Origin of the sequence: Variovorax paradoxus (assembly GCF_030815855.1) — a bacterium.
In the GTDB taxonomy this organism is placed as follows: domain Bacteria; phylum Pseudomonadota; class Gammaproteobacteria; order Burkholderiales; family Burkholderiaceae_C; genus Variovorax; species Variovorax paradoxus_M.
This window is the reverse complement of record NZ_JAUSXG010000001.1, coordinates 5,030,368-5,048,350: the sequence shown is the minus strand read 5'-3', so window position 1 is coordinate 5,048,350 and position 17,983 is coordinate 5,030,368. Positions and strand designations below refer to the sequence as shown.

The window sequence follows — 17,983 nt, the reverse complement described above, 5'->3', positions numbered from 1 at the left end:
TTTGCCGGGCCGCTGGTGTTGCCCCCGGTAGGGGGTTGGCGTAGCGACACGAAGTGCGCGAAGACTGGGGGCGAGCCTATTTCTTGAATTGGTCTTCGAGGCCGGCCCAGCAGTCGGCGTAGTCGGTGTCGAGCGCGGGGCTCTGTAGCGCGAAGTTGGTCGGAATGAAGCGGTAGCGGCTCTCGAACATGAAGGCCAGCGTGTTGTCGAGCTTGTGCGGCTTCAGGTCCGCATGGGCCGCCTTGTCGAAGGCTTCCTCGTCGGGCCCGTGCGGCACCATGCAGTTGTGCAGGCTCGCGCCGCCGGGCTTGAAGCCACCCGGCTTGGCGTCGTACTCGCCGAGCACCAGGCCCATGAACTCGCTCATGAGGTTGCGATGGAACCACGGCGGGCGGAAGGTGTTCTCCATCACCATCCAGCGCGGCGGGAAAATCACGAAGTCGCAGTTCGCGGTGCCGGGCGTGTCGCTGGGCGAGGTGAGCACCGTGAAGATCGACGGATCGGGATGGTCGAAGCTGATCGAGCCGATTACCATGAAGTTGGCCGTGTCGTACTTCACCGGCGCAAGGTTGCCGTGCCATGCGACCACATTGAAGGGCGACTGCTTGGTCGGCGCCTTCCAGAAGCGGCCGCCGAATTTCTTGACGAGTTCGTAGGCGCCGCCGCCGTTGCCGTTTTCCTCGAACGCCGCCGTGGGCACCTGGAAGTCGCGTGCGTTCGCCAGGCCGTTGGAGCCGATCGGGCCCAACTCGGGCAGGCGGAAATGCGCGCCGTAGTTCTCGCAGACGTAGCCGCGAGAGAGACCGTCGGGCAGCGCCACCTTGAACACCATGCCGCGCGGCAGCACTGCGATTTCGCCGGGCTTCACATCGAGCACGCCGAGTTCGGTTGTGATCACGAGGCGGCCCTGCTGCGGCACGACGAGCATTTCGCCGTCGGCGTTGACGAAGGCGCGCTTCTCCATCGAGCGGCCTGCCAGGTACATGAGCGAACCGATGCCGACCTGCGACTCCGCATCGCCGTTGGCCGCGATGGTGTGCATGCCGTCGATGAAGTCCACATCGGCCGCGCCGTTGTCGAGCGGCATCGGATGCCAGCGCAGCGGCTCGGGCGGCAATGCGATCCCGCGGTCGGCGCCGGTGGTCCAGTGCGGCTGGGCATACGGCTGGTAGCGCCCGGACACCACCGAAGGCTGGCGGCGGTACAGCCACGTGCGGCGATTCTCATGGCGCGGCGCGGTGAAGGCGGTGCCCGAGAGCAGTTCGGTGTAAAGGTCGAAGGGCGCGCGCTGCGGGTTGTTGCGGCCTTGCGGCAGCGCGCCGGCAACGGCCTCGGAGGCGTACTCGTTGCCGAAGCCGCTCAGGTAGTGCCGCTCGGGATCGGGCCTGGTGTTGGCGGTTGGATTGGTCATGGTTTTCTCTTCCGGAAATCGCGATGAGGTGGCATGTGTGTTCAGCTGCCGCGCGCGGCCTCGAAAGCCTCGCGCAGCACGGCCAGCGAGCCGATGTGGTTGGCCAGCACGAGCACGAGCCGCGCATTGAAGGCATGGCTCTCTTCGGTAGAAAGCCCCTGGTGAGCCTCGATGAGCGCCTCGTAGAAATCGTCAGGGGCTTCGAGGTTCGGCGTGGTGTTCAGGTGTTGCATGTTCATGCCTTTGCCAGTGCGTGGTCGATGGCCGTGCGGATGTGGGCCGCCGTTGGGTGCCGCCAGCGCGCGCACACGTGCTGGTCAGGCCGCAGGAGGTAGACGGTGCCGGGTTGCGCGTCGTAGCGCTGCGTGGCGAGCTCCCCCGCAGCTGTCGTGTCTTGCACGCGCGCGATGTGCAGCGGAAAGTCGCAGGCTTTCAGCGCCTGCAGGCTGCGCCCGGCTGCATCGCCCTGGCCGAACACCAGCGCGGTGAACTGCGACACGTGGCATTCGCGCAGCAGCCAGCCCGTGCTGCCGTCGGACCGCGCGATGGGTGCATCGGCTGCCGCGGCGCCGGGCACCATCGCGCCTTCGAAGGTATCGGCATCGGGCGTGTTGAGCGGCGAATCGCGCAGCACCGCCGGCACCGAGAGCCGTCCGCTGTTGACCAGCGTGCGCGCGAAGGCGTGGCGCTTGGTCAGCGCGAGCACCGCATCGCGGAACAGGCGGCTCACCTCGCTCTTGGGCGTGATGAAGTCGGTGGCGCGCGTGGAGTGGCGGATGTTCTCGTCGGCCGCGAATTCGCGCTCGCTCGCATAGCTGTCGAGTAATGCGTCGGGTGCCTGGCCGTGCAGTACGGCTGCGAGCTTCCACGCCAGATTGTCCGCATCCTGCACGCCCGAGTTGGCGCCGCGCGCGCCGAACGGCGACACGCCGTGCGCCGAGTCGCCCGCGAACAGCACGCGGCCGTGGCGAAAGCGCTCCATGCGCTGGCACGCAAAGGTGTAGATGCTGGCCCAGCCGATCTGGAACTGCACGTCCGCAAAGCCGATGCTGTCGAGCAGCGCGCGCACGCGCGGCGTGATGTTCTCGGGCTTGCGCTCTTCCACCGGATCGGCGTCCCAGCCGAGCTGGAAGTCGACGCGCCACATGCCGTCGGCCTGCTTGTGCAGCAGCACGCTCTGGCCGGGGTGGAACGACGGGTCGAACCAGAAGCGGCGCTCTGTCGGCAGCTGCGCATCCATCGTGATGTCGGCGATCAGGAAGCGGTCGCGGAACACGCGGCCCTTGGCTTCGAGGCCCAGCATCTGGCGCAGGTTGGAGCGCGAGCCGTCGCAGGCCGCGACGTAGCCCGCCTGCAGCCGGTAGTCGCCCTCGGGCGTTTCCACAGTGAGCACGGCGCCTTCGTCGTTCTGCTCGATGCCCGTCACCTTGTTGTTCCAGCGCAGGTCGATCAGCGGCAGCGACGCCGCCCGCTCCACGAGGTAGCCCTCGACGTAGTACTGCTGCAGGTTGATGAACGCCGGCCGCTCGTGGCCGGATTCTGGCAGCAGGTCGAAGCGGTAGACCTGCTCGTCGTGGAAGAACACTTTTCCGACGTGCCACGACACGCCCTTGTCCACCATGCGGTCGCCGCAGCCGAGGCGGTCGAACACCTCGAGCGTGCGCTTGGCAAAGCAGATGGCGCGCGAGCCGCTGGAGAGGGTGTTGTCGTTGTCGAGCAGCACCACGGGAATCTCGCGCAGCGCCAGGTCAATGGCCAGCGTGAGGCCGACCGGGCCCGCGCCGACGATCACGACCGGGTGACGCGCGGGCGTGGACGCATCCTGGTCGGCGTGGCGTTGGTAGTCGAAGCGCAGGCTTTGATAGTCGATCACGTGTTGTCTCCGAGTCTTTTGTCTTGCTCCTTCCCCCTTTGGGGGAAGGTTGGGATGGGGGCTCGGCAGCGCTCGCGATTGGCGCCGCGTGCCCCCACCCCGACCCTCCCCCGGGAGGGGAGGGAGCAATGCGATCAGCCCTCCAGCGCCTTCCACATCTCGATATCCCGCTCGGCCGTCCACACGCGCGGGTCCGCATGGCCCGAAGCTTCGTCGTACGCGCGGCTCACGTCGAACGGCATGCAGTGGTCGAAGATCACCCACTGGCTGTACTTGGGCTTGAGCTTCGCGTAGGTGTCCTTGTAGACCGTGTTCAGGTCGCGGCCGGCCTTCACGCCCTCTTGCACGCTGGCGTACACGTCGGAGATGAAGTTGCGCGTGCCGGTCAGGCCCTCGGCCACTTCGGCGGGCGTGGTGAGCGCGGCGCCGCGGCCTGGCACCAGCGCGGCGGGCTTGAGGGCCGCGATGTTGTCCAGCGTCTGCGGCCAGTCCTTGAAATAGGCGTCGCCCGCATACGGCGTGGCGCCGAACTCGACCAGGTCGCCCGACAGCAGCGTACGCTCCTCGGGCAACCAGACGACCGTGTCGCCCTTGGTGTGGCCGCGGCCCAGCTGGATCAGCTGCACCTCGAGCTTGCCGAGCCACAGCGTCATCTTGCCGGTGAAAGTCATGGTGGGCCAGGTCAGGCCCGGGGGCACCGTCTCGACGTTCTGGAACAGGCGCGGGAAGCGGCCGATTTCGCTGGCCTTGTCGGCCTCGCCGCGCTCCACGATCAGGTCGCGCGTGTCCTGGCTGGCCAGGATGTGTTCCGCACCGTAGCCGGCCGCGCCCAGCACGCGCACCGCGTGGTAGTGGGTGAGCACCACGTACTTGATGGGCTTGTCGGTCACTTCGCGGATGCGGCGCACCACGTCGGCGGCCATGGCGGGCGTGGCCTGGGTGTCGGCCACCAGAACGCAGTCGTCGCCGATCACGATGCCGGTGTTCGGGTCGCCCTCGGCCGTGTAGGCCCAGGCGTGCTCCGAGATCTGACTGAAGGTGATCTTCTTCTCTTCCATGTCGGCTTGGCTGGCGAACTTCTTGGCTTGGCTCATCGTGTGTCTCCGTCGGGTGGGTTTGAATTTGCATTCGTCTAAAGCGAATGAATTTGCGGTTAACGAATCTTCGAAGTGTAAGCCCGAGATCAGTTCATGTCTAATCCCTTCTTCATGAACGAACAATCAGACGCCAAGGCGGACCATGGCAGCCAATGACACCGACCGCGCGGCCCAGCGCGGAATCCAGAGCATCGAGGTAGGTGGCCAGCTGCTGCGCGCACTGGTGCACCACGGCCGGCCGATGGCGCTGAAAGACCTGGCGCGCGAAGCCGACATGACGGCCGCCAAAGCCCACCCGTACATGGTGAGCTTCGGGCGGCTCGGGCTCATCGAGCAGGACCGCGCCAGCGGCCACTATCTGCTCGGCCCGCTGGCCTTGCAACTGGGGCTCATCAGCCTGCAACAGGCCGACCCGGTGCATATCGCGACGCCGCTCATCGCCGAGGTCGCCCAGCGCATCGGCCACACGGTGGCGCTGGCGGTCTGGGGCGCGCGCGGCGCCACCATCGTGCGCACGGCCGAGTCACCGTCGCCGGTGCATGTGAACATGCGGCACGGCACGGTGTTCTCGCTCACCAACACGGCCTCGGGCCGCATCTTCGCCGCCTACCTCGATGCGGCGACGGTGCGGCAACTGCTCGAAGCCGAGCGCCAGCGGCAGAAGCAGCGCAAGGCCGGCGAGCAGCCTGCGGAAGCCGGCATGCCGCCGCAGCCGCCCCTGCCTTCATGGAGCGAATTCGAGCGCCAGCTGCAGGAAGTGCGGGTACATGGCATCAGCCGCTCGGAAGGCGAGGTGATCGAGGGCGTGAGCGCCATGGCGGCACCGGTGTTCGACCACACCGGCGCCATCGTGCTGTCGGTCACGGCCATCGGCCCGGCGGCCATCTTCGACACCGCCTGGGACGGCGAAATCGCACGCGCGCTCAAGGCCTGTGCGGGCACGGTCTCCGCGCGGCTGGGCGCAACGTCTTCCGGAAAGAACGCTTCCTGAACATTGGATCCATGACCCTGGGCATTGCCTCTCCCCCGCCACCGACCGAATCCGCCATTGCCCTTTTGCGCGCCGCCCGACGCATCGTCGTGTTCTCCGGCGCCGGCCTTTCCAGGGCCTCGGGCATTCCGACCTACCGCGACAGCGACGGACTCTGGATGAACCAGAACACGCTGCAGTACGCGCATGCCGAAGACCTGCAGCGCGACCCGGCGGGATTCACGCGCTTCTGGTCGCGGCGGCTTTCCGCGGTGGAGGACGCGCAGCCGAATCCGGGGCATACCGCGCTCGCGCTGCTGCAGCGGCTGAGGCCTGCCACCCGCCTCATCACGCAGAACGTCGACGGGCTGCTGACGCTGGCCGGCGGGCTCGACGTGCTCGAGCTGCACGGCTCGCTGCGCCGGTGGCGCTGCGACCACTGCGGCAACCGCCAGGGACCCTGGCCCTTTCACCGCTGCATGCGCTGCGCCTCGCGCGCCCGGCCGGACGTGGTCATGTTCGGGGAAATGCTGAACCACGGGGTGCTGCTCGACGCCCAGACGGCGGCGCAGGAGGCGGACGTCTTCATGGTGGTCGGCAGCACGGCCGTCGTCTATCCGGCGGCCGAACTGCCGCAGCTGGCGGTGTCGCATGGCAGCCAGCTGATCACGCTGAATATGGAGCCGCTGCCGCATCTGGACGATGCGGCGGCCGTGGTGCTGCGCGGTGAATCCGAGATCCTGCTGCCGCAGTTGCTGGCGGGGCTCGGCGGCTCGCCGCCCTAGGGCTCGATCAGCTCTTCTTCCCGCCCAACAGCACCAGCGCGCCGCCCACCACGATGGCGGCCACGCTCGCCCAGGCGGGGAAGTTGACCTGCTGCTTCTCCTTCACCGAGAACTCCAGCGGGCCCAACTTGGCTTGGTGCGTTTCCTTCGTGAAGCTGAAGCCGCCGAGCCCGAGGCCTGCGATGCCGGCGACGATGAGCAGGATGCCGGCGATGCGTGTTGCGTTCATGGTGAGGTCTCCTCGGGGTTATTGGTATGGCGTCGAGTCGAAGCAGAGCTTACTGCCGCGGCAGCTGGTCGACCCATTGCACGACCTCGGCCACGGCGGCGTCGGTGGCCGCGGCCAGCGCCTTCACACCGCCGGGCGCATCGGCGCTCGGTGCCGGGCGCCTCACGGTGAAGGTGCGCTGCCCCAGCACACGGTCGCCGCCGGTGGTGCCGCGTATCAGCGTGGCGCGCAGGCGGACCAGGCCGACGCTGCTGCCGGCCGATTCGAAGTAGTGGCTGAACTCGTCGAGCGAAATGCGCAGCGTGTCGGGCACGCGGCCCTCGGTGCGCGCGATGGTCGCGCTTTCTTCCGGGCCGAGCACGGTGCGCCGTTCGGTGAGCGCATCGCGCAGCCGCTGGCGCAGCAGCTGTGCCGGCGGCAGGCTCCAGCGCGACTGGCCGTAGGGGCGCAGTTCGTTGGCATCCGCATAGGCGAGCCGGTAGAGAATCTGCGTGCCGTCGAGCCGCGCATTGCTTTCGATCTCTGCCAGCGCGAGCGTGGGCAATGCGGCTGCGGGCGGATTGGCGGCGGTGGCCGTGGCCGCAAGGCCGGGTCCGAAGTCGTACAGCGTCGAGCGCGCGGGCTTGTCGGGCAATGCGCCACAGCCGGCGAGCAGCAGCGCAAGGCCGACACTCCAGCCAAGGCCGAAGGAGAAGCGGGGGTGAATGGCGTTGTTCATGGTCATCACCTTCAGGGGCGTCCCAGCGAGTTGGTGGCGGGCGGCGCGGAGAAGCCCGGCTCCCCGGGTCCCGCGGCGGTGCCGCCGTTGCCGAACAGCAGCGATTGCGGGTTGTCGTTGATGCCGTCGGCCGCGCGGCCGAGCCGGCGCACCGCGCGGGAGGTGTCGTCGGCCACCCGGTTCACGCGCGGCAGCGTGGCCGAGTTGAACGAATCGACCGCTTGCGCGAGCGCCTTGGTGCCATCGCCCAGGCGCTCGATCGGGCCTTCCGGCGCATTCAGGCGGCTCACCGTGGTGTTGAAGTTGTTGGCCACGCGCGAGACGTCGCCGGCTGCCGTCTTCACCGAGGACAGCGTGCCCGGAAGCGCGGCGAGCGTCGGGTTCAGGCCGGTCTTCACCGTGTTGTCGAGCTGTTTCAGCAGCGTGTTGGCGCTGGCCGAGGCCGCCGCGATGTTCTCCAGCGCATCGGCCACCCGCTGCTGGTTGCCGTCGCCCAGCAGCTGGTTGGCGCGTTTCGTGGCCTCGTCGACCTGGTTGATGATGGCTTCGCCGCGGTCCTGCAGCTGCGCGAGCATCGAGGGCTTGAGGGGAATGCGCGGCGGATCGTCGTTGTTCGGCGTGAGCACGACGTTCGATTCGCCCTTGTCGTCCAGCGCGATGAAGGCCAGGCCGGTCACACCCTGGTAGCTCAGGGTGGCAAAGCTTGAGGTGGTGAGCGGCACGCGCTGGTCGACTGTGATGCGCACGCGCACGTTGCCCTTGGTCTTGGGGTCGAAGTCGATCGACGCCACCTTGCCGACCGCGATGCCGCGGTAGCGCACCATGGCCTGCGGCTGCAGGCCGCTGACCGGGTCGCGCGTGGAGAGCTCGTAGAGGTTGCGCACGGTGTTGTCGCGCGTGAACCAGACCACCAGCCCCACGAGCACGGCGATGAGGCCGAGCACGAAGGCGCCGGCGGCGAGGGCATGGGCTTTGTTTTCCATGGTGTGGCTACCTTTCAGTGGGCCGCGCCGGCGGATGGCGGCGCGGCGTTGGAGGGTTTGTCATGCAGGGCCTCCAAGGCGCGTTGGCCGCGCCCTCCCAGAAAATATTCGTGGATGAACGGATGCGGATACGCGATGACTTCGCGCGCGGAGCCGCTGACGATGACCTTGTGGTCGGCCAGCACCGCGATGCGGGTGCTCAGGTCGAACAGCGTGTCGAGGTCGTGCGTGACCATCACCACCGTGAGGCCCAGTTCGCGGTGCAGGCCGCGCAGCAGGTCGCAAAAACTGTCGGAAGCTTCGGGGTCGAGCCCGGCGGTGGGCTCGTCGAGCAGCAGCAGCGGCGGGTCCATGATGAGCGCGCGCGCCAGCGCCACGCGCTTGATCATGCCGCCGGACAAATCGGCCGGGCTCATGTTGGCGTGCCGCGGCTGCAGGCCCACCATCTGCAGCTTGACGAGCGCCGCGTTGCGGATCAACTCGTCGGGCAGCAGCTTGAGTTCGCGCAGCGGAAAGGCAATGTTCTCGAGCACGCTGAAGGCGGAGAACAGCGCGCCGTGCTGGAACAGCATGCCCACGTTCGCCGCGCCCTTGGCGCTGAGCTTGCCGGGCGCCTGGCCCAGCACCTCGACCGTGCCCTTCGAGGGTTTTTCGAGGCCGAGAATCTGCCGCAGCAGCACCGTCTTGCCGGTGCCCGATCCGCCCACCAGCGAGAGCACTTCGCCGCGCCCGATGTGCAGGTCGAGGTCGCGGTGCACCACCTGCTCGCCCTCGGCATTCTTGAATACCGTCCAGAGCTTGCGGATCTCGACGACGCTCGTTGATTCGTTCATGCGCGAAACCCCACGCCCTTGAACAGCACCGCGAACAGCGCGTCGACCAGGATCACCGCGGTGATCGACGTCACCACCGACGAGGTCGTGCCGCGGCCGAGGCTCTCGGTGTTGGGCTTGACCTTCATGCCGAAGTAGCAGCCGATCAGCGCAATCAGGATGCCGAACACCGCCGACTTCGCGAGGGCGAGCCAGAGATTCACCATCGGCACCGCGCGCGGCAGCGCCGAAAGAAAGTAGGCCGGCGAAATGTTGAGCGCGGCGTCGGCTGCGAGCATGCCGCCCGCGAGCGCCGCCATCGACGTCCAGAGGCTGATCAGCGGCATCGCGATGGCGAGCGCCAGCACCCGCGGCATCACCAGCCTGAAGCCGTGCGGAATGCCCATCACGCGCATGGCGTCCAGTTCTTCGGTCACGCGCATCACGCCGATCTGCGCCGTGATGGCCGAGCCCGAGCGCCCCGCGATCAGCACCGCGGCAAGCACCGGCCCGAGCTCGCGGATCAGCGAGAGCCCGAGGATGTTGACCACGAAAGCCTCGGCGCCGTACTGGCGCAGCTGCTGCGAAATCAGGTAGGCCAGCACCACGCCGATCAACAGGCCCACCAGCGCCGTGATGTGCAGCGCCGTGGCGCCGAACTGGTACAGGTGCCCCGAAAAATCGCGCCAAGGCGCACGGTGCGGCGCGCGAGCGAGCGTGCACAGGTCGAGCGCGAGCTGGCCGATCAGCCCTACGAAGTCGCGCATGACCTCCAGCGCGCGCGGGCCGGTGTGCGAGAAATGCCGCAGCCGTTCGGCCAACGTGGGCGGCGGCTCTTCGGGCGTTCCGACCGTGAACTGGGCCACCTGGTCGAGCACCGCCTTGTGCTGCGGCGACATCTCGAGCGTGGCCGGCCAGTCGTGGAGCCAGTGGTCCCACAGCAGCTGCGCGCCGATGTGGTCGAGCTGCTCGATCGGGCGCAGGTCCCAGGCGCGATCGTCCGCGGGCGGGGCGCCGGCCAGGTCTTTTTCGAGCGCCTGCCACGCGGTTCGCGACGACATGGCCAGCGTGGTCCAGCGACCGCTGGCCACGGTCCAGCTGCGGCCGTCCTGCTCGCGCTGTCCGATGCGCGGCAACGCGCTGTCGGCGGCGGATGCGTCGTCGGCAGGCGAAGTTGCTATGGGCATGGTGCGGCGGGTGAGGGCGAAGTAAGAAAAAAGAAGCGGTCTCGGACGGCGCATCGTAACCGGATGAATCGGTTTTTCCCGTACGCCGCGCCTGTGCTTTGCGTAGGGCGGAACGCCGTTCGAACGACCATTTGCGGCCCTTTCCCGGTCAGTTCCAGGCCCGTGCGAGCGCGTTCCATGCGCTCGCGATGACGGGCTCGTTGCGCCGCGCCGCCAGGGAGACGAAACGCAGCGCGCAGTCAAGCTGCACGCGGTCGGCCATCACGAGGCCGTGCGACTGGCTCTCGCGAATGGCGATGGAGTCGCGCAGCAAGCTCAGTCCCACGCCCGATTTCAGCAGGTCGAGCATCGAAGCCTCTTGGTCCACCAGCGCCGCGCGGCGCGGTGAGAGTCCGAGCGGACCGAACACTTTTTCGAGCAGCCGGTGGTGTGCCGACTCCGGTGGCGTGGCCAGCCACGGCAGTGCCGCCAGCGCCTTCCAGTCGCGGCCCAGCACTTGCGGTCCCCAGCCTGCGGGCGCGACCACGCGGTAGGTGAAGCGCGTGAGCGTGCGCGCCGCCAGCAGCGCCGGTGCGGTGGCATTGCTGTCGCCCTCGCCATCCGTGTCGAGGTGAAAGCCCACATCCAGTTCGCCGCGCAGCACCTGGGCCAGCACCGTGCCGCTCATGCCGTGACGCAACTCGGTTTCGATCTGCGGCGCCGACTCCACCAGTTCGCGCAGGAACACGCCCAGCCGGGTGAACTCCGGGTCGAGGATGGTGCCGATGCGCAGCGCCCCGCGCACCGTGCCCTGCAGATTGCGCGCGGCCTGCTGCAGGTCGCCCACGGCCGAGAGCACGCGCTCGGCCTGCGGCAGCAACGCAGCGCCGTCGGCCGTGAGCGCCAGCCCGTGCGGCGTGCGCGTGAAGAGCTGGAGCCCGGTTTCCTCCGCCAGACGCTTGAGCTGCAAGCTCACTGCGGGCTGCGTGAGGTGCAGCCGCTCGGCCGCGCGCGACACGCTGCCCTCGCGTGCCGCCAGCACGAAGGCACGCAGAATCTGAAGGTCCAAGCCGGCGGCAGTCATATAAGAAAGATTTATAAGCCAATGGCGCCGAAATCATTGGCTTTTTGTCGGCGGCATGGGCGAAACTGCCCGCCAAGGCCGGTGCAAGGCCCATGAGCATCAAAAATATCGTTCCCGGAGACAAGCAGGCGCCATGAGCGACAACGACAACACATTCGACTACATCGTCATCGGCGGCGGCACGGCCGGCGCCCTGATGTGCAACCGGCTGACCCGCAAATCGCAACAGCGCACGCTGCTGATCGAGGCCGGCCGCAAGGACGACTACCACTGGATCCACATTCCGGTGGGGTATCTCTATTGCATCGGCAATCCGCGCACCGACTGGCTCTACAGCACCGAGCCCGACGCGGGCCTCAATGGGCGCACGCTGCGCTACCCGCGCGGCAAGACGCTGGGCGGCTGCTCCAGCATCAACGGCATGATCTACATGCGCGGCCAGTCGCGCGACTACGACCAGTGGGCGCAGCTCACCGGCGACGATGCCTGGCGCTGGCAGAACGTGCTGCCCGATTTCAAGAAGCACGAGGACTACTACCTCGGCGCGGACGAGCTGCACGGCGCCGGCGGCGAATGGCGCGTGGAAAAGCAGCGGCTCAGGTGGGACATCCTCGACGCGTTTGCCGAAGCCGCCGTACAAGCCGGCGTGCCGCACAGCACCGACTTCAATCGCGGCAGCAACGAAGGCGTCGGCTACTTCCAGGTCAACCAGAAGAACGGCTGGCGCTGGAACACCGCCAAGGCCTTCTTGCGGCCGGTCTGCTACGGCCGGCCGAATTTCGAGATGTGGGTCAACGCGCACGTCACCAAGCTGATCGTCGAGAGCCAGCCCGACGGCAGCCAGCGCTGCACCGGCGTGCAGGTGTGGGACGGCCACGAGATGGTCACCGCGCATGCCACGCGCGAAGTGATCCTGTGCGCCGGCAGCATCGGCTCGCCGCAGATCCTCCAGCTCTCGGGCATCGGCCCGGCCGAGCTGCTGCGTCAGCACGGCATCGAGGTCGTGGTCGATGCGCCGGGCGTCGGCGCCAACCTGCAAGACCATCTGCAGATCCGCGCGGTCTACAAGATCAACGGCGCGCCCACGCTGAACGTGCTGGCCTCGTCCATGTACGGCAAGGCGAAGATCGGTCTCGAGTACCTGATGAAGCGCAGCGGCCCGATGAGCATGGCGCCTTCGCAGCTCGGCGCCTTCACGCGCAGTTCACCCGAGCACGAGTGGCCCAATCTCGAGTACCACGTGCAGCCGCTGTCGCTCGACGCCTTCGGCGAGCCGCTGCACAGCTTTCCGGCGTTTACCGCGAGTGTGTGCAACCTCAACCCCACGAGCCGAGGCACGGTGCGCATCAAGACGCCCCGCTTCCAGGATGCGCCCGCCATTGCGCCCAACTACCTGAGCACCGATGAAGACCGCAAGGTCGCGGCCGATTCGCTGCGTGTGACGCGCCGCATCGCGTCGCAGCCCGCACTCGCCAAGTACAAGCCAGAGGAATGGAAGCCCGGCGTTCAATACCAGAGCGACGAAGACCTGGCGCGCCTCGCCGGCGACATCGCGACCACCATCTTCCATCCCGTCGGCACCACCAAGATGGGCGCGGACGGCGACCCCATGGCCGTGCTCGACTCGAAGCTGCGCGTGCGCGGTGTGCAGGGGCTGCGCGTGGTCGACGCGGGTGCCATGCCCACCATCACGAGCGGCAACACGAACAGTCCGACGTTGATGATGGCCGAGAAGGCTGTGGGGTGGATTCTCGAAGCTAACCGCTGAAGGTGTTTTGTTCGGGGCGTGTTTGTTCAGGGGCGTCAATGTTCAGGGCGCGTGCACAGGCCACCGGGTACTCCCCTCCGCGAATGTCCCCCGGCTTCGCCTCCTCCTTGATTTCGCTGCGGGGAGCACCCGATGCCCTGTGCACACCGGGCGCTGCGCTTGTTCCGTTCGATCAACGATCGTTCTGTACAACGGTCACGGCGATGGGGTGCCTTGCGCAGCGAAATCAAGGAGGAGCCCGAAGGGCGGGGGGCATTCGCGGAGCAAGGTACCCCGTCGGCGGGTGCGCCGCCCTGGAACCTCCGGGCCAAACGCTCGCGCGCGCCAATCACTTTTCAATCGTCTTGTTCCAACGCGCATTCCACGCAGGCCGGTTCGCGTTGATGCTGTCCCAATCGATGGTGACCGCCGTCTTCATCCACTTGTTGATGTCGGCCACCTGCTGCACGCCATCACCCACGGCCGGAGCCTTGGGGTTGGTGGGGATCTGCGCGCCGTACTGCAGCACGTTGGCCTGGGCCAGCGGGCTCAGCAGGAACTCGGCGAGCTTTTGCGACAGTTCGGGTTCGCTGTTGTTCGCAATCACGCACTGGCCCACCATCAGCACCACGGCGCCTTCCTTCGGCGGCGCGTATTCGACCGGAATGCCCTTGGTCTTGAGCGCGGCCACGGCCGTGGGCGTGAGCGGGAAGATTGCGGCCTCGCCGGTCTGCACCATCTCCGACAGCTTGGCCGAACTCGGGATGTACTCGAGCACGTTGGGACCGACTGTGGTGGGCCAGGCCTTGAAGCCGGGCTCCACATTCTTGTCGTTGCCGCCCTGGATGCGGTTGAACATCAGGAAGCCGTGCAGCCCGAAGGACGATGACGACATCGACTGGAACACCACCTTGCCCTTGTACTTGGGGTCGGCCAGGTCCATCCACGAGGTGGGCGGCGCCCAGCCCTTTTCCTTGAACATCTTCGCGTTGTAGGCCAGGCCCGTCATGCCAAGGCTCACGCCGCTGGCCATGTCGTCCTTGAATCGCGCGGCGGGGTAGATCTCGGCCAGCGACGGGTTGGGTCGCTGCTTCTGGCACAGGCCCATGCCGATGGCGCGCACCATGATGCCGTCGTCCAGGAACATCACGTGCATCTGCGGCCGGTCCTTGTTGGCCTGGGCCTTCGCGAGGATGTCCGATGAGGTGCCGGGCACCACCACCACCTTGGCGCCGTAGAGCTTCTCGAAGGCGGGGAACACGTACTGCGTGTACGCCTTCTCCATGGTGCCGCCGTTCATGCCGATGTAGAGCGTCTTGGTCTGTGCGCTGGCGGCACCGCCGGCCGCTAGCGCGGCCACCGCCACCGTACCGAGCACGGTCCGGCGAAGGGAGAAGAAAAAGGTCTTCTGAAAACGGGACATGGGGTTTTCCTTTCAGGGTGGGCTGGTGGTGGTTTCTTCAGGAAAGAAGCGTTCGATCGAGAAGGCCTCGATCGGCGTGCTGCTGCGGCCGTCTCGCACGAGTTCGGCGAGTACTTCGCCGGCGGCGGGGCCGATCTGGAAGCCCGCGCCCGCAAAGCCGAAGCCATGGAACAGGCCGGGAGTGGTGCGGCTGGGCCCAAGCACCGGCTGGCGGTCGGGCAGGTAACCCTCGGTGCCGCTCCAGGTGCGAATGAAGTGGGCATGGCGCAGCGCGGGCAGCAGCTCGATGGCCTGCGCGGAGAGCGAGGCGATCGCGTCGCGGTCGGAGCGCGCGCGGTCGGCATCGAGCGCCACGCCCGCGCCCCCGCCGCCCAGCACGAGGTTGCCGCGTGTCACCTGGCGGCAGTAGATGCCGCCGCCTTCCACGCCGAGGCTCCAGTTCATGAAGAAGGGCAGCGGTTCGGTCACAGCCATCGCGGGATGGCCCGATTGCAGCGGCACGGCTTCGCCGAACTCCGTGGTGATCGGGCCGGCCCATGCGCCCGCGCAGTTGAGCAGCGCCGGTGCATGCACTTCGAGCGTGTTGCCCGAGCGCAGTACGAATTTCGCGCCGTCGTGCGCCACCTCGTCGACCTTGTGGCGTTCGAAGATCTGCGCGCCCGCGCGCTGCGCCGCGAGCGCGAAGGCCGGCGACACCAGCCGCGGATTGGCCTGCCCGTCTTCCGCGCACAGCGAGCCACCCACGGCGCGCGCGCCGAGCCAGGGACAGCGCTCGCGCAGGCGGGCATCGGAGACCAGTTCCAATCCGAGGTCGAAGTCGCGGCTCTGCGCGCGGTAGCGCTCCAGCGACGCCATGTCGGCTTCGCTGCGCGCGATCTTGAAATGGCCCGAGCGCAGGTATTCGCCGTCGGTGCCGATCGTTTCGCGCAGGCGGCCCCAGATGCGGTGCGCGCGCTGCGCGAGCGGCAATTGGTTGATCGGGCGGCCCTGGCGCCGTACGCCGCCGTAGTTCACGCCGCTCGAGCGCGAGCCGCAGAGGTCGCGCTCCAGCAGCACGACGCCGATGCCCATCTGCCGCAAGGCGAGCGCGGCGGAGGCGCCGACGATGCCGCCTCCGACGATGGCGACGTCGGTGTGCACTGTCTTGCGCCCCGTCATTCGCCGGCTCCTTCGGTCGAAGGCGCAGCGGCCAGATGAATCGGAATCGGCTTGATCGGCGCCTGCCCGCGCAGCCGGCCCACCTGCTGCAGCGGCAGCCCGGTGGCATGCGCGAGGATCTCGGCCGCGGCCACGCCGCACATGCGGCCTTGGCAGCGGCCCATGCCCACGCGCGAGAGCGCTTTCAGGCGGTTCATTTCGTCGGCACCGTTCTCGGCGACCGTCTGGCGCAGCGTGCCCGCGGTGATGTTCTCGCAGCGGCAGACCACCAGCTCGTCGGGTGCATGCGCGGCCCAGTCGTGCGGCAGCGGGAAGGCGCGTTCCAGCCCTTCCCGGAATCCGCCGAGCTTGTGGCGCTTGCGCTCGAGCGCCGCGGCGCGCGCGGTGTCGACCGCCACGCCCCGGTCGGCCAGCAGCGCGAGCGCGGCGCGCTCGCCAGCCCATTCGGCCGCATCGGCACCCATGATGCCGGCGCCGTCGCCGGCGAGGTACACGCCGCGCACGCTGGAGCGGCCCGCCGCATCGCGCACCGGCAGATGGGCGCGGTGCAGCGGCGCGAATTCGAATCGGCAGCCCAGCAGGTCGGCCAATTGGGTTTCGGAGCGCAGCGCGTAGCCGAAGCCGACGGCGTCGCAGGCCAGCGTGCGTTCTTCGCTCCCGTCATGCCACGCGACGCCGGCCACGCGGCTGTCTTGCGCATCGCCGAGCACGCGCAATGGTCGCACGCCGCTGTGCAGCGCCACGCCGTGCGCGCGAAGCCAGGCCACGTAGTACACGCCCTTGGCGAATACCGCGGGTTGCCGCAGCATCGCGGGCGTGGCGGCAAGCTGGTCCGCGAGCCGCGACGTGTCCAGAACCGCAGCGACTTTCGCGCCAGCCTTTGCGTATTGATAGGCCACGAGGTAGAGCAGCGGGCCGGTGCCCATGAACACCACCCGCTGCCCAATGGCGCAGCCCTGGAACTTGAGCGCGACTTGCGCGCCGCCCAGCGTGTACACGCCGGGCAGTGTCCAGCCCGGCACCGGCAGCACGCGGTCGGTGGCACCGGTGGCGACGATCAATTGGCCATAGGGCACGCGCGCGGTGGTGCGCGTCGGGTTGTGCAGCACGTCGAGCACGCCGCCTTGTGCGTTCCACACGAGGCTGTCGGGCTGGTAATCGATGCGATCACGCATCGCGTCGAAGGCCTGGTGCACGGCGTTCGCGCGCGAAGCCTCGAAACCGTAGAGCATGGCCGCCGTGCGCTGGCTCAAGCTGGCGGGTGGACGGCGGTAGATCTGCCCTCCGGCGCGCGACGCCTCGTCGATGACGACGGGGCGCAAGCCCTGCACCACCAGTGCCTGCGCAGCGCGCACGCCGGCCGGGCCGGCGCCGACGATCACGGGTTGAAGCGCGGCCGTCGTCGTCATGCGCCGCCTCGCTCGGTGACCAGCGCCATGCCCGGCGCAATGAAGGTCGAACAGGCGCGCAGCCGCTCGCCTTGCTCGGTGGCGATCCAGCAATCCTGGCAGGCGCCCATCATGCAGAAGCCCGCGCGCGGTTCGCCGCTGAACTCGTTGCGCCGCAACCGGGTGGCTTGCGTGAGTACCGCGGTCAGCACGGTGTCGCCCGCGAGCGCGGAAGCGGGCCGGCCGTCGAGCGTGAAGGGCACCGCGGCGCGGCCGGTCTCGGCCACGCGATGCAGCAGCGGTTGAAGAAGCGTTGGCAGACTCATCTATCGGCGCCCCACCAGCACGCGGTCCAGCCCATAGACGCGGTCGAGCACCACCATGGCGATGGCCGTCACCGCCACCATCAGGGCCGACACCGCCGCCATCAGCGGATCGATCGACTCGGTCGCATACATGTACATGCGCACCGGCAGCGTCACCGTGCTCGGGGAGGTGACGAAGATCGACATCGTCACTTCGTCGAAGCTGTTGATGAAGGCCAGCAGCCAGCCGCCCGTGACGCCCGGCAGGATCATCGGCAGCGTGATGCGCCGGAACATCGTGGCCTGGCTCGCGCCCAGCGAGAGCGCAGCCTGCTCGGCGCTGCGGTCGAAACCCACGAGCGCGGCCACCACGAGCCGCAGCGTGTAGGGCGTGACGATCAGCGCATGCGCCATCACCAGCCAGCCGAAGCTGCCCGTGCCGCCCACCAGCGCGAACAGGCGCAGCAAGGCGACGCCCAGCACCAGGTGCGGAATGATCAGTGGCGAGAGGAACAGGCCGTTCAGGAAGTCGCGTCCGGGGAACGCATAACGTGTGATCGCCATGCCGGCCGGTACCGCGAGCAGCGTGGCGATGGTGGCCGAAGCCAGCGCAAGCCACAGGCTGTTCCAGAACGATTGCATGAAGTCGGGGTGCGCGAACACGGCCTCGAACCAGCGTAGTGAGAAATGCGTGGTCGGAATCGTCAACGTGTTCTCGGGCGTGAACGCGACGATGCACACCACCAGGAGCGGCGCCAGCATGAAGGTGATGACGAGCGCGTTGAACGCGAGGGCGAGAGGGCCGTTCTTGGTCATGAGGTCTCCCGCCGGGCC

18 protein-coding genes are annotated in these 17,983 nt (G+C 68.0%); 3 read left to right on the top strand and 15 right to left on the bottom strand.

Annotation, left to right across the window (positions count from 1 at the left end; genetic code table 11):
* Window positions 1–76: 76 nt before the first annotated feature.
* From hmgA to QFZ42_RS23995, 4 genes are all read right to left on the bottom strand, one after another.
* Entirely contained in the window at window positions 77–1,411 is a 1,335-nt protein-coding gene (gene hmgA / locus QFZ42_RS24010) for a homogentisate 1,2-dioxygenase (RefSeq protein WP_307703372.1), read from the bottom strand.
* Window positions 1,412–1,452: 41 nt separating this feature from the next.
* The gene (locus QFZ42_RS24005; RefSeq protein WP_307703371.1) at window positions 1,453–1,650 is read right to left on the bottom strand and encodes a DUF2783 domain-containing protein; all 198 of its coding nucleotides are present in this window, start codon (window positions 1,648–1,650) and stop codon (window positions 1,453–1,455) included.
* Complete coding sequence (locus QFZ42_RS24000; protein WP_307703370.1) at window positions 1,647–3,284, bottom strand: FAD-dependent oxidoreductase; 1,638 nt, start codon at window positions 3,282–3,284, stop codon at window positions 1,647–1,649. Before QFZ42_RS24000 ends, QFZ42_RS24005 begins: the two co-directional genes overlap by 4 nt.
* Window positions 3,285–3,418: 134 nt before the next feature.
* Entirely contained in the window at window positions 3,419–4,378 is a 960-nt protein-coding gene (locus tag QFZ42_RS23995) for an MBL fold metallo-hydrolase (RefSeq protein WP_307703369.1), read from the bottom strand.
* 145 nt (window positions 4,379–4,523) lie between these two features.
* Here QFZ42_RS23995 and QFZ42_RS23990 point away from each other — a divergent pair, with 145 nt between their 5' ends.
* Together QFZ42_RS23990 and QFZ42_RS23985 are read left to right on the top strand one after the other, a co-directional pair.
* Window positions 4,524–5,372 (top strand): IclR family transcriptional regulator, encoded by an 849-nt coding sequence (locus tag QFZ42_RS23990; protein ID WP_307703368.1) that lies wholly within the window; start codon window positions 4,524–4,526, stop codon window positions 5,370–5,372.
* Window positions 5,373–5,383: 11 nt separating this feature from the next.
* Window positions 5,384–6,136: an SIR2 family NAD-dependent protein deacylase gene (locus tag QFZ42_RS23985; RefSeq protein ID WP_307703367.1), complete on the top strand. Its 753-nt coding sequence runs from the start codon at window positions 5,384–5,386 to the stop codon at window positions 6,134–6,136.
* A 7-nt stretch (window positions 6,137–6,143) separates the two neighbouring features.
* Here QFZ42_RS23985 and QFZ42_RS23980 read toward each other — a convergent pair whose 3' ends face one another.
* The 6 genes from QFZ42_RS23980 to QFZ42_RS23955 form a co-directional block, all read right to left on the bottom strand.
* Window positions 6,144–6,365: a hypothetical protein gene (locus tag QFZ42_RS23980; protein ID WP_126747828.1), complete on the bottom strand. Its 222-nt coding sequence runs from the start codon at window positions 6,363–6,365 to the stop codon at window positions 6,144–6,146.
* A 49-nt stretch (window positions 6,366–6,414) separates the two neighbouring features.
* A complete protein-coding gene (locus tag QFZ42_RS23975) occupies window positions 6,415–7,083 on the bottom strand; it encodes an ABC-type transport auxiliary lipoprotein family protein (RefSeq protein ID WP_307703366.1) in 669 nt (222 codons plus the stop codon).
* An 11-nt stretch (window positions 7,084–7,094) separates the two neighbouring features.
* Window positions 7,095–8,066 carry an MlaD family protein gene (locus QFZ42_RS23970; RefSeq protein ID WP_307703365.1) on the bottom strand — a complete coding sequence of 324 codons (972 nt, stop codon included), beginning with the start codon at window positions 8,064–8,066 and terminating at the stop codon, window positions 7,095–7,097.
* A gap of 14 nt (window positions 8,067–8,080) precedes the next feature.
* Window positions 8,081–8,899: an ABC transporter ATP-binding protein gene (locus QFZ42_RS23965; RefSeq protein WP_307703364.1), complete on the bottom strand. Its 819-nt coding sequence runs from the start codon at window positions 8,897–8,899 to the stop codon at window positions 8,081–8,083.
* Entirely contained in the window at window positions 8,896–10,065 is a 1,170-nt protein-coding gene (locus QFZ42_RS23960) for an MlaE family ABC transporter permease (protein WP_307703363.1), read from the bottom strand. The genes QFZ42_RS23965 and QFZ42_RS23960 overlap by 4 nt, the downstream gene beginning before the upstream one ends.
* 148 nt (window positions 10,066–10,213) lie before the next feature.
* On the bottom strand, window positions 10,214–11,128 hold the full coding sequence (locus QFZ42_RS23955) for a LysR family transcriptional regulator (protein ID WP_307703362.1): 915 nt from the start codon (window positions 11,126–11,128) through the stop codon (window positions 10,214–10,216).
* A gap of 133 nt (window positions 11,129–11,261) precedes the next feature.
* Between QFZ42_RS23955 and QFZ42_RS23950 the strand changes: the two genes are divergently transcribed.
* A complete protein-coding gene (locus QFZ42_RS23950) occupies window positions 11,262–12,896 on the top strand; it encodes a GMC family oxidoreductase (RefSeq protein ID WP_307703361.1) in 1,635 nt (544 codons plus the stop codon).
* A 328-nt stretch (window positions 12,897–13,224) separates the two neighbouring features.
* Here the strand turns inward: QFZ42_RS23950 and QFZ42_RS23945 are convergent, their stop codons facing one another.
* Genes QFZ42_RS23945 through QFZ42_RS23925 form a run of 5 tightly spaced genes read right to left on the bottom strand, consistent with a single transcriptional unit; the run spans window position 13,225 to window position 17,965 of the window.
* A complete protein-coding gene (locus tag QFZ42_RS23945) occupies window positions 13,225–14,298 on the bottom strand; it encodes an ABC transporter substrate-binding protein (protein WP_307703360.1) in 1,074 nt (357 codons plus the stop codon).
* A 12-nt stretch (window positions 14,299–14,310) separates the two neighbouring features.
* Window positions 14,311–15,456 (bottom strand): NAD(P)/FAD-dependent oxidoreductase, encoded by a 1,146-nt coding sequence (locus tag QFZ42_RS23940; RefSeq protein WP_307703359.1) that lies wholly within the window; start codon window positions 15,454–15,456, stop codon window positions 14,311–14,313.
* Window positions 15,453–16,865 carry an FAD/NAD(P)-dependent oxidoreductase gene (locus QFZ42_RS23935; protein WP_307703358.1) on the bottom strand — a complete coding sequence of 471 codons (1,413 nt, stop codon included), beginning with the start codon at window positions 16,863–16,865 and terminating at the stop codon, window positions 15,453–15,455. The genes QFZ42_RS23940 and QFZ42_RS23935 overlap by 4 nt, the downstream gene beginning before the upstream one ends.
* Window positions 16,862–17,170 carry a (2Fe-2S)-binding protein gene (locus QFZ42_RS23930; RefSeq protein WP_307703357.1) on the bottom strand — a complete coding sequence of 103 codons (309 nt, stop codon included), beginning with the start codon at window positions 17,168–17,170 and terminating at the stop codon, window positions 16,862–16,864. Before QFZ42_RS23930 ends, QFZ42_RS23935 begins: the two co-directional genes overlap by 4 nt.
* On the bottom strand, window positions 17,171–17,965 hold the full coding sequence (locus tag QFZ42_RS23925) for an ABC transporter permease (protein WP_307703356.1): 795 nt from the start codon (window positions 17,963–17,965) through the stop codon (window positions 17,171–17,173).
* Window positions 17,966–17,983 lie beyond the last annotated feature (18 nt).